At 71.9% G+C, this 13,230-nt stretch carries 12 protein-coding genes, 1 pseudogene and 1 riboswitch; of the genes and pseudogenes, 11 read left to right on the forward strand and 2 right to left on the reverse strand.

The window, feature by feature from the left end:
* Positions 1 to 46 precede the first annotated feature (46 nt).
* Positions 47 to 883 (forward strand): RNA polymerase sigma factor WhiG, encoded by an 837-nt coding sequence (gene whiG, locus AB0F11_RS20840; RefSeq protein ID WP_362175689.1) that lies wholly within the window; start codon positions 47 to 49, stop codon positions 881 to 883.
* A 52-nt stretch (positions 884 to 935) separates the two neighbouring features.
* The gene (locus tag AB0F11_RS20845; RefSeq protein WP_362175819.1) at positions 936 to 1,493 is read left to right on the forward strand and encodes a helix-turn-helix domain-containing protein; all 558 of its coding nucleotides are present in this window, start codon (positions 936 to 938) and stop codon (positions 1,491 to 1,493) included.
* Positions 1,494 to 1,581: 88 nt separating this feature from the next.
* Here AB0F11_RS20845 and AB0F11_RS20850 read toward each other — a convergent pair.
* Positions 1,582 to 2,124: pseudogene (locus AB0F11_RS20850) on the reverse strand (M23 family metallopeptidase); the annotation flags it as partial.
* Positions 2,125 to 2,288: 164 nt separating this feature from the next.
* On the opposite strand from AB0F11_RS20850, the gene rpsB reads away from it, so the two are divergent.
* From rpsB to AB0F11_RS20895, 9 genes are all read left to right on the forward strand, one after another.
* Positions 2,289 to 3,161 (forward strand): 30S ribosomal protein S2, encoded by an 873-nt coding sequence (gene rpsB, locus AB0F11_RS20855; protein ID WP_362175692.1) that lies wholly within the window; start codon positions 2,289 to 2,291, stop codon positions 3,159 to 3,161.
* Between the two features lie 136 nt (positions 3,162 to 3,297).
* Positions 3,298 to 4,134, forward strand: coding sequence for a translation elongation factor Ts (tsf, locus tag AB0F11_RS20860; protein ID WP_362175695.1), 837 nt, complete (start codon positions 3,298 to 3,300; stop codon positions 4,132 to 4,134).
* 162 nt (positions 4,135 to 4,296) lie between these two features.
* Positions 4,297 to 5,076, forward strand: coding sequence for a UMP kinase (pyrH, locus tag AB0F11_RS20865; protein WP_361905611.1), 780 nt, complete (start codon positions 4,297 to 4,299; stop codon positions 5,074 to 5,076).
* Between the two features lie 85 nt (positions 5,077 to 5,161).
* Positions 5,162 to 5,719 (forward strand): ribosome recycling factor, encoded by a 558-nt coding sequence (gene frr, locus AB0F11_RS20870; protein WP_362175822.1) that lies wholly within the window; start codon positions 5,162 to 5,164, stop codon positions 5,717 to 5,719.
* Entirely contained in the window at positions 5,719 to 6,795 is a 1,077-nt protein-coding gene (locus tag AB0F11_RS20875; RefSeq protein WP_362175698.1) for a phosphatidate cytidylyltransferase, read from the forward strand. The genes frr and AB0F11_RS20875 overlap by 1 nt, the downstream gene beginning before the upstream one ends.
* A 213-nt stretch (positions 6,796 to 7,008) precedes the next feature.
* Positions 7,009 to 8,124, forward strand: a complete 1,116-nt coding sequence (gene rlmN / locus AB0F11_RS20880; RefSeq protein ID WP_362175701.1) for a 23S rRNA (adenine(2503)-C(2))-methyltransferase RlmN — start codon at positions 7,009 to 7,011, stop codon at positions 8,122 to 8,124.
* A gap of 123 nt (positions 8,125 to 8,247) precedes the next feature.
* A riboswitch (TPP riboswitch) is annotated at positions 8,248 to 8,357 on the forward strand.
* An 84-nt stretch (positions 8,358 to 8,441) separates the two neighbouring features.
* Positions 8,442 to 9,539, forward strand: a complete 1,098-nt coding sequence (locus AB0F11_RS20885) for a thiamine ABC transporter substrate-binding protein (protein ID WP_362175704.1) — start codon at positions 8,442 to 8,444, stop codon at positions 9,537 to 9,539.
* Positions 9,540 to 9,640: 101 nt separating this feature from the next.
* Positions 9,641 to 11,257 carry an iron ABC transporter permease gene (locus AB0F11_RS20890; RefSeq protein WP_362175707.1) on the forward strand — a complete coding sequence of 539 codons (1,617 nt, stop codon included), beginning with the start codon at positions 9,641 to 9,643 and terminating at the stop codon, positions 11,255 to 11,257.
* Positions 11,257 to 12,306, forward strand: a complete 1,050-nt coding sequence (locus tag AB0F11_RS20895) for an ABC transporter ATP-binding protein (RefSeq protein WP_362175708.1) — start codon at positions 11,257 to 11,259, stop codon at positions 12,304 to 12,306. The genes AB0F11_RS20890 and AB0F11_RS20895 overlap by 1 nt, the downstream gene beginning before the upstream one ends.
* On the opposite strand, the gene AB0F11_RS20900 is transcribed toward AB0F11_RS20895, so the two are convergent.
* A complete protein-coding gene (locus AB0F11_RS20900; protein WP_362175711.1) occupies positions 12,263 to 13,201 on the reverse strand; it encodes an EamA family transporter in 939 nt (312 codons plus the stop codon). The genes AB0F11_RS20895 and AB0F11_RS20900 overlap by 44 nt on opposite strands.
* Between the last annotated feature and the right edge of the window lie 29 nt (positions 13,202 to 13,230).

Genomic DNA, 13,230 nt, shown 5'->3' on the forward strand with positions numbered 1-13,230 from the left:
CGTCACGCTACGCTCCCAAGGAATCCGGCTCCGGCAAAGGCGAAGCATGCCCCAGCACACCTCAGGGTCCGACCGCGCTGCTGTGTCCCCCGCTGCCCGCGGCAGCGTGCGGTCCGCCGCGCCCTCGTCCCTGGAGGCGCTGTGGCGCTCGTACAAGGAGACGGGGGACGAGCGGCTGCGGGAGCAGTTGATCCTGCACTACTCGCCGCTGGTGAAGTACGTGGCCGGCCGGGTCAGCGTGGGCCTGCCGCCCAACGTGGAACAGGCCGACTTCGTCTCCTCCGGGGTCTTCGGGCTGATCGACGCCATCGAGAAGTTCGACCTCGACCGCTCCATCAAGTTCGAGACGTACGCCATCACCCGCATCCGCGGCGCGATGATCGACGAACTGCGGGCGCTGGACTGGATCCCGCGCTCCGTGCGGCAGAAGGCACGGGCCGTGGAACGGGCCTACGCCACCTTGGAGGCGCAGCTGCGCCGCACCCCCACGGAGCACGAGGTGGCCGGGGAGATGGGGATCGCGGTGGAGGAACTCCACACGGTCTTCAGCCAGTTGTCGCTGGCCAACGTGGTGGCCCTGGAGGAGCTGCTGCACGTCGGCGGCGAGGGCGGTGACCGCCTCTCCCTGATGGACACCCTGGAGGACACCGCCGCGGACGACCCCGTGGAGGTGGCCGAGGACCGCGAGCTGCGCCGGCTGCTGGCCCGGGCCATCAACACGCTGCCCGAACGGGAGAAGACCGTGGTGACGCTCTACTACTACGAGGGCCTCACGCTCGCCGAGATCGGCAACGTGCTGGGTGTCACCGAGAGCAGGGTCAGCCAGATCCACACCAAGTCCGTGCTCCAACTGCGCGCCAAGCTGGCGGATGTGGGCCGCTGAGCCGCCGGTGGCTCCGTACAGTGGGAGCGTGCCCAGGATTCGAGCGGCCTCCGTGGCCGAGCACCGGTCGATGCAGCGCAGCGCCCTGTTGGACGCCGCCCGCACCCTGCTGTCCGAAGGCGGTACGGAAGCGCTGACCTTCCCCGCCCTGGCGGAGCGGACCGGGCTCGCCCGGTCCTCCGTGTACGAGTACTTCCGCTCCCGCGCGGCCGTGGTCGAAGAGCTGTGCGCGGTGGACTTCCCCGTGTGGGCCGCCGAGATCGAGGCGGCCATGGAGCAGGCGCCGACGCCCGAGGCGAAGATCGAGGCGTACGTCCGCAGCCAGCTGGGCCTGGTCGGGGACCGCCGGCACCGGGCGGTGGTCGCGATCTCGGCCAGCGAGCTGGACGCGGGCGCGCGGGAGAAGATCCGCGCGGCGCACGGCGGACTCGTGGCGATGATCGTCGAGGCACTCGGGGCCCTGGGCCAGGAGCAGCCGAAGCTGGCCGCGATGCTGCTGCAGGGCGTGGTCGACGCGGCGGTCCGGCGCATCGAGCTCGGTGCGGCCGAGGACCCGGCCGTGGTGACCGAGGCGGCCGTCGCGATGGCCCTGCGCGGCGTCCGGGGCTGAGCCCGGCGGCCGCCGGCCCGGCGGTGCCCGCCGCCGATGGCAGCAGGCGGGGCGTGGGCCGGGGGAGCAGGGCCAGGGGGTTGCGGTAGGCCTCGCCGGCCAGCAGGCCCCAGTGCAGGCAGGGCTGCGCACAGTGGGCCCCTGCCGTCAGCACCGCCACCACCTGGCCCGCGGTGACCGCCTCGCCCTCCGCGACCAGCGGCCTGACCGGCTCGTAGGTGGTGCGCAGCCCGCCCGGCAGGGTGAGGGAGAGGACCCCGCGCCCGGCGACCGGCCCGGCGAAGTGGACCCGGCCGGGCCCCACCGCCCGCACCGGCGCCCCCACCGGGGCGGCCAGGTCCACCCCACGGTGCCCGGCCGCGTACGGCCCCGGCGGCGGGTCCCACCAGCGCACCACCACCAGCGGCGCGGCCAGCGGCCGGGCGTCCGCGGCAGCCGCCGCAGGGTCGGAGGCGGGCGGGCCCGAGGCGGGTGAGCCGGAGGCGGTCGGGCCGGCGGCACGGGCGGGAACCACCGCCAGCAGCAGGATGAGCAGCAGCGTCGTCATGACCGCAGCGTCCCGCACCCGTGGCGCAGCGCGACGGCGCCTGTGGACGGGCGGCCCGCTGTGGACAGCGGCGTCACCTGGCATACCGCCCGGTCCCGTACACTTCTTACGGCGATCCGGGTCACCGGGTCGACTTCGCACGCCCCAGCACCGGCCGATCCGGCCGCGCGGCAGCGTCTCTCGGTCCCCTCCCGGGGGCAGGACGCGATGGGACGTCAGGACCAAACCGAGAAACCAAGGAGATGGCCATGGCCGTCGTAACGATGCGGGAGCTGCTGGAGAGCGGCGTCCACTTCGGTCACCAGACCCGTCGCTGGAACCCGAAGATGAAGCGCTTCATCTTCACCGAGCGCAACGGCATCTACATCATCGACCTGCTCCAGTCGCTGTCGTACATCGACCGCGCCTACGAGTTCGTCAAGGAGACCGTCGCGCACGGCGGCTCCATCATGTTCGTCGGCACGAAGAAGCAGGCCCAGGAGGCCATCGCCGAGCAGGCGACGCGCGTCGGCATGCCGTACGTCAACCAGCGCTGGCTGGGTGGCATGCTCACCAACTTCTCGACCGTCTACAAGCGCCTGCAGCGCCTGAAGGAGCTCGAGGCGATCGACTTCGAGGACGTCGCGGCCTCGGGTCTCACCAAGAAGGAGCTCCTGGTCCTCTCCCGCGAGAAGGCCAAGCTGGAGAAGACCCTCGGTGGTATCCGCGAGATGTCGAAGGTTCCCAGCGCCGTCTGGATCGTCGACACCAAGAAGGAGCACATCGCCGTCGGTGAGGCGCGCAAGCTGCACATCCCGGTCGTCGCGATCCTCGACACCAACTGCGACCCCGACGAGGTCGACTACAAGATCCCGGGCAACGACGACGCGATCCGCTCCGTCACCCTGCTCACCCGCGTGATCGCCGACGCCGTCGCCGAGGGCCTCATCGCCCGCTCCGGCGCTGCGACCGGTGACTCGAAGCCGGGCGACAAGGCCGCCGGCGAGCCGCTCGCCGAGTGGGAGCGCGACCTGCTCGAGGGTGAGAAGAAGGCCGACGAGCCGGCCGCCGCCGAGGCCCCGGCCGCCGCCGAGGCTCCGGCCGCCGCCGAGGCTCCGGCCGCGGACGCCGAGCAGGCCTGACCCACTGGGAGCGCCCGGCGTTCACGTGCCGGGCACTCGCAGCACGGACGATGACGGCGGGGGAGCCGCGCTCGCGAGCGCGCCTCCTCCGCCGTTCACCCGTAGATCTACGACTTCAGAGAGAAGCAAAAGACTCATGGCGAACTACACCGCCGCTGACGTCAAGAAGCTCCGCGAGCTCACCGGCGCCGGCATGCTGGACTGCAAGAACGCGCTCGTCGAGGCCGACGGCGATGTCGAGAAGGCCCAGGAGGCCCTCCGCATCAAGGGTCAGAAGGGTGTCGCCAAGCGCGAGGGCCGCTCTGCCGAGAACGGTGCCGTCGTCTCCCTCATCGCCGACGACAACACCTCCGGTGTCATCGTCGAGCTGAAGTGCGAGACGGACTTCGTCGCCAAGGGTGACAAGTTCCTGGCCGTCGCCAACCAGCTGGCCGCCCACGTCGCCGCCACCTCCCCGGCCGACATCGAGGCCCTGCTCGCCTCCGAGATCGAGCCCGGCAAGACCGTCACCGCCTTCGTCGACGAGGCCAACGCCAACCTCGGCGAGAAGATCGTCCTGGACCGCTTCGCGCAGTTCGCCGACGGTTACGTGACCGCGTACATGCACCGCACGATGCCCGACCTGCCGTTCCAGATCGGCGTCCTGGTCGAGCTCGACAAGGAGAACGCCGAGGTCGCCCGCGGCGTCGCGCAGCACATCGCCGCGTTCGCCCCGCAGTGGCTGTCCGCCGAGGACGTCCCGGCCGAGAAGGTCGAGTCCGAGCGCCGCATCGCCGAAGAGGTCACCCGCGCGGAGGGCAAGCCCGAGGCTGCCATCGCCAAGATCGTCGAGGGTCGCGTCAACGGCTTCTTCAAGGAGGCCACCCTCCTCGGCCAGCCGTACGCGCTGGACAACAAGAAGTCCGTCCAGAAGGTTCTGGACGAGGCCGGTGTCACCCTGAAGCGCTTCTCGCGCATCAAGGTCGGCATCTGAGTCCGTCGGTACACGACGGACACCGGACCCCGGTAGGGTCTGAAGCAGTCGTCCGCGTCCGCGCGGAGCGACCGCAGATCTGACGAGGAGGCCATTGCCGCAGAGGGAACCGCGAGGACCCACCGGCAATGGCCTTCTTCGTATGCGCACGAGGAGATCTCCATGAATCAGGGCGTGGACCCCCACACCGCTTCCGACGACAAGAGCGACCACGGGAAGAAGGGCCGCCGCTTCATGCTGAAGCTGTCCGGCGAAGCCTTCTCCGGTGGCGGAGGACTGGGCGTCGACCCCGACGTCGTGCACGCCATCGCGCGTGAAATCGGCGCGGTGGTGCGCGACGGCGCGGAGATCGCCGTCGTCATCGGCGGCGGCAACTTCTTCCGCGGCGCCGAACTCCAGCAGCGCGGCATGGACCGCGCCCGGTCCGACTACATGGGCATGCTCGGCACCGTCATGAACTGCCTCGCCCTCCAGGACTTCCTGGAGAAGGAAGGCATCGACTCCCGTGTGCAGACCGCGATCACCATGGGCCAGGTCGCAGAGCCGTACATCCCGCTGCGCGCCGTACGGCACCTGGAGAAGGGCCGCGTCGTCATCTTCGGCGCCGGCATGGGCATGCCGTACTTCTCCACCGACACCACGGCCGCCCAGCGCGCCCTGGAGATCGACGCCGAGGCCCTGCTCATGGGCAAGAACGGCGTCGACGGGGTCTACGACTCCGACCCGAAGAAGAACCCCGACGCAGTGAAGTTCGACGCGCTGGAGTACGGCGAGGTGCTCTCCCGCGACCTCAAGGTCGCCGACGCCACCGCCATCACGCTGTGCCGCGACAACAAGCTGCCGATCCTGGTGTTCGAACTGCTCGCCGAGGGCAATATCGCCCGCGCCGTCAAGGGTGAGAAGATCGGCACGCTCGTGAGCGACCAGGGAACCCGGGCCTGAGCGGTCCGCAGCCGGACCGGGCCCCGCGGGGCCCGGCCCGCACCGCCCGCCTGAACCATCCATTCAAGACATGCAGGAGCACGTGGTGATCGAAGAAATCCTCCTCGAGGCCGAGGAGAAGATGGAGAAGGCCGTCGTCGTCGCCAAGGAGGACTTCGCCGCGATCCGCACCGGGCGTGCGCACCCGGCGATGTTCAACAAGATCGTCGCGGACTACTACGGCGCGCTCACCCCCATCAACCAGCTCGCCTCCTTCTCGGTGCCCGAGCCGCGCATGGCCGTCGTCACCCCGTTCGACAAGAGCGCCCTGCGCAACATCGAGCAGGCCATCCGCGACTCCGACCTCGGCGTCAACCCGAGCAACGACGGCAACATCATCCGGGTGACCTTCCCCGAGCTGACCCAGGACCGCCGCAAGGAGTTCATCAAGGTCGCCAAGGGCAAGGCCGAGGACTCGCGCGTGTCCATCCGCTCCGTGCGCCGCAAGGCCAAGGACTCCCTGGACAAGCTGGTCAAGGACAAGGAGGCCGGCGAGGACGAGGTGCGCCGCGCCGAGAAGGAGCTCGACGACACCACCGCGAAGTACGTCGCGCAGGTGGACGAGCTGCTCAAGCACAAGGAAGCCGAGCTCCTCGAGGTCTGATGAACGACTCTCCCTGGGCCACGGAGCCGGTTCCGGCGGGTCCCGCATACGATGCGCTGGTGGGACCGCACACTCGGCCCACGCCCATCGTGCCCGATGCCGCCGGCCGTGACTTCGACGACCGGGAAGCACGCGATCGGGGGGCTGCTGCTGAAGGCGGCCCCCCGTTCCGCGCCGAGATGCCGCCGCAGGAGCCCATGCCCAGCCCCCCGCCCCCGCCTTCGCAGGTACCGCAGGACGCCTCGCCCCCGCCGCAGAAGAAGCGGGCCGGGCGCGACCTGCGTGCCGCCATAGGGGTCGGCGTCGGCCTCGGTGCGGTGATCTTCGCCTCCCTCTTCATCGTCAAGGCGGTCTTCGTCGGCGTCATCGTCGTCGCGGTCGTCGTGGGCCTGTGGGAGCTCACCTCCCGGCTCCAGGAGAAGAAGGGCATCAAGGCGCCGCTCGTCCCGCTGGCGATCGGCGGCGCCGCCATGGTCATCGCCGGATACGTCCGCGGGGCCGAGGGCGCCTGGGTGGCCATGGCCCTGACCGCGCTGGCGGTCCTGGTCTGGCGGATGACCGAACCGCCCGAGGACTACCTCAAGGACGTCACGGCGGGCGTCTTCGCCGCCTTCTACGTGCCCTTCCTGGCCACCTTCGTCGCGATGCTGCTCACCGCGGACGACGGCCCCCAGCGCGTGGTCACCTTCCTGCTGCTGACCGTGGTCAGCGACACCGGGGCCTACGCGGTGGGCTGGCGCTTCGGCAAGCACAAGCTCGCCCCGCGCATCAGCCCCGGCAAGACCCGCGAGGGGCTCTTCGGCGCGGTCGCCTTCGCGATGGGCGCCGGCGCGCTGTGCATGGAGTTCCTCATCGACGGCGGAGCCTGGTGGCAGGGCCTGCTGCTCGGCCTCGCGGTCGCCGTCAGCGCCACCCTCGGCGACCTCGGCGAGTCGATGATCAAGCGGGACCTGGGCATCAAGGACATGGGCACGCTGCTGCCGGGCCACGGCGGCATCATGGACCGGCTCGACTCCCTGCTGCCCACCGCCCCGGTGGTGTGGCTGCTGCTGGCCCTCTTCGTCGGCACCGGCTGACACCACCGGCGGGCGCCGAGCGAGAGCCGGCCCAGGGCACCGGCCGGGCCGACCGGGTTATCCTGAAGGGCGCACCACCACCTGGGGTGCGCCCTTCACCCCGTGATAGCGGGGATGCATTTCGTGTGAGGTCTCCGGCGCGGACGCGCCACCGCCATCACCTCCGCCCGTACGGAGGTCGTCGGACCTCGTCGCCCTGAGGAAGGACCGATCATGGCACCCCGCCCCGCTCCGGGAGAGCTCACCTTCGTCGCGCCCAAGGGGGCGAAGAAGCCGCCCCGGCACCTGGCCGACCTCACGCCCGCCGAGCGCCGCGAGGCGGTCGCCGCGATCGGCGAGAAGCCGTTCCGGGCCAAGCAGCTCTCGCAGCACTACTTCGCGCGCTACGCGCACGACCCGGCCGAGTGGACGGACATCCCGGCCGGCTCCCGCGAGAAGCTCCAGCAGGAGCTGCTGCCGGACCTGATGTCGGTCGTCCGGCACATCTCCTGCGACGACGACACCACCCGCAAGACCCTGTGGAAGCTGCACGACGGCACGCTCGTGGAGTCCGTGCTGATGCGCTACCCCGACCGGGTCACCATGTGCATCTCCTCGCAGGCCGGCTGCGGCATGAACTGCCCGTTCTGCGCCACCGGCCAGGCCGGCCTGGACCGGAACCTGTCCACCGCCGAGATCGTGCACCAGATCGTCGACGGCATGCGCGCCCTGCGCGACGGCGAGGTCCCCGGCGGCCCGGCCCGCCTGTCCAACATCGTCTTCATGGGCATGGGCGAGCCGCTGGCCAACTACAACCGCGTGGTCGGCGCCATCCGCCGCCTGACCGACCCGGAGCCCGACGGCCTCGGCCTGTCGCAGCGCGGGATCACCGTCTCCACCGTCGGCCTGGTCCCGGCCATCCACCGCTTCGCCGACGAGGGCTTCAAGTGCCGCCTCGCCGTCTCGCTGCACGCGCCGGACGACGAGCTGCGCGACACCCTGGTCCCGGTGAACACCCGCTGGAAGGTCCGCGAGGTCCTCGACGCGGCCTGGGAGTACGCCGAGAAGTCCGGCCGCCGGGTCTCCATCGAGTACGCCCTGATCCGCGACATCAACGACCAGGCCTGGCGCGGTGACCTCCTCGGCCGGCTCCTCAAGGGCAAGCGCGTCCACGTCAACCTGATCCCGCTGAACCCGACGCCGGGCTCGAAGTGGACCGCCTCGCGCCCCGAGGACGAGCGGGCCTTCGTCGAGGCCATCGCCCGCCACGGCGTGCCGGTGACGGTGCGCGACACGCGCGGCCAGGAGATCGACGGCGCCTGCGGCCAGCTCGCCGCATCGGAGCGCTGACGCGCGCCCTGACCGGCGCTGACCGGCACGGACCCGTGCTGACGCGCTGACCTGCACACTTACCTGCGGTTTCCCGCAGGGCCGGGTGCGGCCACGGGGTAGTCTGTGGCCGTACCTATTTGCATATTCCGACAGGGGAGCGCCACAGCGCTGAGAGTGCGGTCACCGTCCACCGCAGACCCTCTGAACCTCGCCCCGGTCATTCGGGGTAGGAAGTTCGGTCATCACTCAAGCTGTTGCGCCCTGCCCGGCGTCCGCTCCTGACAGCGCCGGGCAGGGCCGCGTCTTCTCCTGGTCACTCCAGGAGGAATCCACCAGTGAGCACCACCAGGAAGATCGCGGGCGCTGTGCTCGCGACCGCGCTCGGCGTGACCACGCTCAGCGCCTGCGGCGGCGGCAACGACAAGCCGGCCGCCGGCGGGAGCGAGTCGCCGAAGCAGAAGACGATCACGCTCGTCTCGCACGACTCCTTCAACGTGACCGACACGGTCCTCAAGGAGTTCGAGCAGCAGAGCGGCTACACCGTGAAGGTCCTCAAGTCCGGGGACGCGGGCGCCGCCCTCAACCAGGAGATCCTCACCAAGGGCTCGCCGCGCGGCGACGTGTTCTTCGGCGTGGACAACACCCTGCTCTCCCGCGCCCTCGACAACGGCATCTTCACGCCGTACGAGGCCAAGGGCCTGGACGGGGTCAAGCCCGAGTACGTCCTCGACAAGCAGCACCGGGTCACCCCGGTCGACTCCGGCGACATCTGCGTCAACTACGACAAGGCGTACTTCGCCGACAAGAAGCTCGCCCCGCCGCAGACGCTGGACGACCTGGTCAAGCCCGAGTACAAGGGCCTGCTCGTCACCGAGAACGCGGCGACCTCCTCGCCCGGCCTCGGCTTCCTGCTCGCCACCGTCGGCAAGTACGGCGAAGACGGCTGGAAGGACTACTGGACCAAGCTGAAGGCCAACGGCGTCGAGGTCGTCGACGGCTGGGAGCAGGCCTACAACGAGCGCTTCTCCGGCTCCGCGGGCGGCAAGAAGGCCAAGGGCGACCGCCCGCTGGTCGTCTCCTACGCCTCCAGCCCGCCGGTCGAGGTGCTCTACGGCGAGCCGCAGCCGGCCGAGGCCCCCACGGGCGTGTCCACCGGCACCTGCTTCCGCCAGATCGAGTTCGCCGGCCTGCTCAAGGGCGCGAAGAACGAGGAGGGCGGCAAGGCGCTGATCGACTTCCTGATCGGCAAGAAGTTCCAGGAGGACATGCCGCTCCAGATGTTCGTGAACCCGGTGGTCAAGGACGCGAAGCTGCCGGAGCTGTTCACGAAGCACGGCGTGGTCATCGAGAAGCCGGAGAACGTGGCTCCCGAGACCATCGCCAAGAACCGTGAGCAGTGGGTCAAGACGTGGTCCTCGATCGTCGTGAAGTAGACCCCGCAGGCGCAGGCGCAGACGCAGGCGAAGGTCGCCCCCGCGCAGGCGCAGCCGCGCCGCGCGAGGGCGCACGCGGTACGGCCGTCAGGCTCGCCCTGATGGCCGTACCGCTGGCCTTCTTCGGGCTGTTCTTCGCCTGTCCCGTCGCCGCGATCGTCGGCCGGGGCGTCAAGACCGACGAGGGCTGGCAGCTCGGCCGCATCGGCGAGGTGCTCTCCCGGCCCGACATCGCCGACGTCCTGTGGTTCACCACCTGGCAGGCGCTCGCGTCGACCGCGCTGACCCTGCTGATCGCACTGCCCGGCGCGTACGCCTTCGCGCGGTTCGACTTCCGCGGCAAGCAGCTGCTGCGGGCCGTGGTCACCGTTCCGTTCGTGCTGCCGACCGTGGTCGTCGGGACCGCCTTCCTGGCGCTGGTCGGGCGGGGCGGGCTGCTCCAGGAGCTGTGGGGCGTCCGGCTGGACACCACGGTCTGGGCGATCCTCCTCGCCCACGTCTTCTTCAACTACGCGGTCGTCGTCCGCACGGTCGGCGGGCTGTGGGCCCAGCTCGACCCGCGGCAGGAGGAGGCCGCCCGGGTGCTGGGCGCCGGGCGCTTCGCCGCGTGGCGGCGCGTGACGCTGCCGGCGCTGGCCCCGGCGGTGGCCGCCGCCGCGCTGATGGTGTTCCTGTTCACCTTCACCTCCTTCGGCGTCGTGCAGATCCTCGGCGGGCCCTCGTACGCCACCCTGGAGGTCGAGGTCTACCGGCAGACCGCACAGCTGCTGGACCTGCCCACGGCCGCCGTCCTGACGATGGTGCAGTTCGCCGCCGTCCTGATGATCCTCGGCGTGCACGCCTGGACGGTGCGCCGGCGTGAGACCGCGCTGCGGCTCGTGGACCCCGCCCGGACCGTGCACCGGCCGCGCGGCGCCGGGCAGTGGGCGCTGCTGGGCGGGGTGCTGCTGAGCGTGGCGCTGCTGGTCGTGCTGCCGCTGGGGGTCCTGGTGGAGCGGTCCCTCGACGCCCCCGGCGGGTACGGGTTCGGCTTCTACCGGGCGCTGCAGAGCGCGGGCGCCGGCGGCGGAACGTTCCTGGTCCCGCCGCTGGAGGCGATCTGGAACTCCCTGCAGTACGCGCTGGCCGCCACCGCCATCGCCGTGCTGATCGGCGGGCTGGCCGCGGCCGCCCTCACCCGGCGCGGGGGCCGGTTCGTCCGCGGCTTCGACGCGCTGCTGATGCTCCCGCTCGGGGTCTCCGCGGTGACGGTCGGCTTCGGCTTCCTGATCACCCTGGACGAGCCGCCGCTGGACCTGCGGACCTCGTGGATCCTGGTGCCGCTGGCACAGGCGCTGGTCGGCGTGCCGTTCGTGGTGCGGACCATGCTGCCGGTGCTGCGGGCCGTGGACGCGCGGCTGCGGGAGGCCGCCGCCGTGCTCGGCGCGTCCCCGCTGCGGGCCTGGCGGGAGGTGGACCTGCCGCTGGTGCGGCGGGCCCTGCTGATCGCGGCCGGCTTCGCCTTCGCAGTCTCGCTGGGCGAGTTCGGCGCGACCGTCTTCATCGCACGGCCGGACCGGCCGACGCTGCCGGTGGCCGTGGCCCGGCTGCTCGGGCGGGCCGGCGAGCTGAACTACGGGCAGGCGATGGCCCTGAGCACGATTCTGATGCTGGTGTGCGCGGTGTCCCTGCTGGTGCTGGAGCGGCTGCGCCCCGACAAGACCTCGGGAGAGTTCTGATGACGTTGCTCGAACTGGCCGGCGTGTCGGTCCGATTCGGAGAGCGCACCGTCGTCGACTCCGTGGACCTCGAGGTCGCCGAGCACGAGATCGTGTGCGTGCTCGGGCCGAGCGGCAGCGGCAAGTCCACTCTGCTGCGGGTCGTCGCCGGGCTCCAGCCGGTGTCGGCCGGCCGGGTCCTGCTGGGCGGTGCGGACCAGGCGCGGGTGCCCGTGCACCGGCGCGGGGTCGGCCTGATGTTCCAGGACCACCAGCTCTTCCCGCACCGGGACGTCGCCGGGAACGTGGCCTTCGGCCTGCGCATGCGCGGCTCCGCGGACGGATCCGGGCGCGGGGCGCGGGCGCGCGCGGCACACGCCGCGCGGGTCGCGGAGCTGCTGGAGCTGGTCGGGCTGCCCGGCGCCCAGCGCCGCTCGGTGTCCTCCCTGTCGGGCGGCGAGCAGCAGCGGGTCGCCCTGGCCCGGGCGCTGGCGCCCTCGCCGCGGCTGCTGATGCTGGACGAGCCGCTGGGACAGCTGGACCGGGGGCTGCGCGAGCGCCTCGTGGTGGAACTGCGCGAGCTGTTCTCCCGGCTGGGCACCACGGTGCTGGCGGTCACCCACGACCAGGGCGAGGCGTTCGCCCTCGCCGACCGGGTGGTGGTGATGCGCGAGGGCCGCATCGCGCAGGCCGGTACGCCGCTGGAGGTATGGCAGCGGCCCGCCTCGGTGTTCGTGGCGCGCTTCCTCGGCTTCCAGAACGTGGCCCCGGCCACCGTCTCGGGCGGCGCCGCGGCGACCGCCTGGGGCAAGGTCCCGGTGCCCGACGGCTCCCCGGAGGGCGACCAGCAGGTACTGATCCGCCCGGCGGGGGTCCTGCTCGGCACGGACGGCCTGCCGTGCGAGGTGCTCTCGCGGACCTTCCGCGGCACGCACGTCGCCCTGCTGCTCCGCCCGGCGCAGGGACCGCCGCTGGAGGCCGAGTGCGACCTGGCCGGAGCCCCGTCCCCCGGGGACCGGGTCGGCGTCACGTTCGCCCCGTCCCAGGTGGTCGTCCTCCCGTCCGCCTAGCCGGCCGGGGCCGGGCCCGGGAACGGCTGCTCCCCCGCAGCGCCCCCAGGTACACCCCGGCCAGGACGAGCGGGGTGCCCAGCAGCAGCGAGGCGGTCAGCGGCTCGGCGTCGAGCCAGGCCGAGGCGAGGATCGCGACCACCGGGACCGCCACGAACGCGTACGCGGCCCGGGCCGCGCCCCAGCGCTGGATCACCAGCAGGTAGAAGACGAAGACCAGCACCGAACCCGCGACGACCAGGTACAGCAGCGCCCACCACGTCGCGGCGCGCCCGGGCAGCACCCAGCGGTCCCCCGCCGCGGCCGACGCGGCGAACAGGGCCGCGGTGCCGGCGCCCATCCCGACCGCGTTCATCGTCACCGGGTGCACCCTCGGGATCCGCTGCACGAGCACGGCCGCCTCGGCGAACGACAGCACGCTCGCGAGCAGCGCCGCGAAGGACAGCAGCGGCACCGACGCCTGCAGCGGCGCCCGGGAGATCACCGCGACCCCGGCCAGGGCGCACAGGGTGCCCGCGGCCGCCGAGGCCCGGAAGCGCTCCTGCCCCTGGACCACGGCGAGGAGCAGGGTGACCAGCGGGACCAGCGCGAGCAGCGTCTGCCCGAGCCCGGCGTGGATCTCCACGAGCGCGTAGTACGTCAGGGCGAAGGTGACGCCGAAGTTGAGCAACCCGTACGCCACGGCGCCGGCGAGGGCCCGGCCGCGCGGCAGCGGCAGGCGCAGGGCGGCCATGACGCCGGCCAGCAGCAGCGCCGCCACCCCGAACCGGAGGGCGGCGCCCCACAGCGGGTCGAGTTCGCGCAGGCAGATCCGCACCCCGACCGCATTGCCGCCCGCGAGCACGGCGCCGGCCGTGAACGCCGCCGGCGCCACCCGGTCGGGACGCTGCTCCATCCCCTCACGGTAGGGCGCCGCCCGGAAGC

This window comes from Streptomyces sp. NPDC032472 (assembly GCF_040636955.1).
Lineage (GTDB): Bacteria > Actinomycetota > Actinomycetes > Streptomycetales > Streptomycetaceae > Streptomyces.

Bases quoted from the DNA above. Each gene is read 5' to 3' on its own strand.
- whiG (WP_362175689.1), top strand. From the start codon at position 47: ATGCCCCAGCACACCTCAGGGTCCGACCGCGCTGCTGTGTCCCCCGCT.
- rpsB (WP_362175692.1), top strand. From the start codon at position 2,289: ATGGCCGTCGTAACGATGCGGGAGCTGCTGGAGAGCGGCGTCCACTTC.
- tsf (WP_362175695.1), top strand. From the start codon at position 3,298: ATGGCGAACTACACCGCCGCTGACGTCAAGAAGCTCCGCGAGCTCACC.
- pyrH (WP_361905611.1), top strand. From the start codon at position 4,297: ATGAATCAGGGCGTGGACCCCCACACCGCTTCCGACGACAAGAGCGAC.
- AB0F11_RS20875 (WP_362175698.1), top strand. From the start codon at position 5,719: ATGAACGACTCTCCCTGGGCCACGGAGCCGGTTCCGGCGGGTCCCGCA.
- rlmN (WP_362175701.1), top strand. From the start codon at position 7,009: ATGGCACCCCGCCCCGCTCCGGGAGAGCTCACCTTCGTCGCGCCCAAG.
- AB0F11_RS20890 (WP_362175707.1), top strand. From the start codon at position 9,641: ATGGCCGTACCGCTGGCCTTCTTCGGGCTGTTCTTCGCCTGTCCCGTC.
- AB0F11_RS20895 (WP_362175708.1), top strand. From the start codon at position 11,257: ATGACGTTGCTCGAACTGGCCGGCGTGTCGGTCCGATTCGGAGAGCGC.
- AB0F11_RS20900 (WP_362175711.1), bottom strand. From the start codon at position 13,201: ATGGAGCAGCGTCCCGACCGGGTGGCGCCGGCGGCGTTCACGGCCGGC.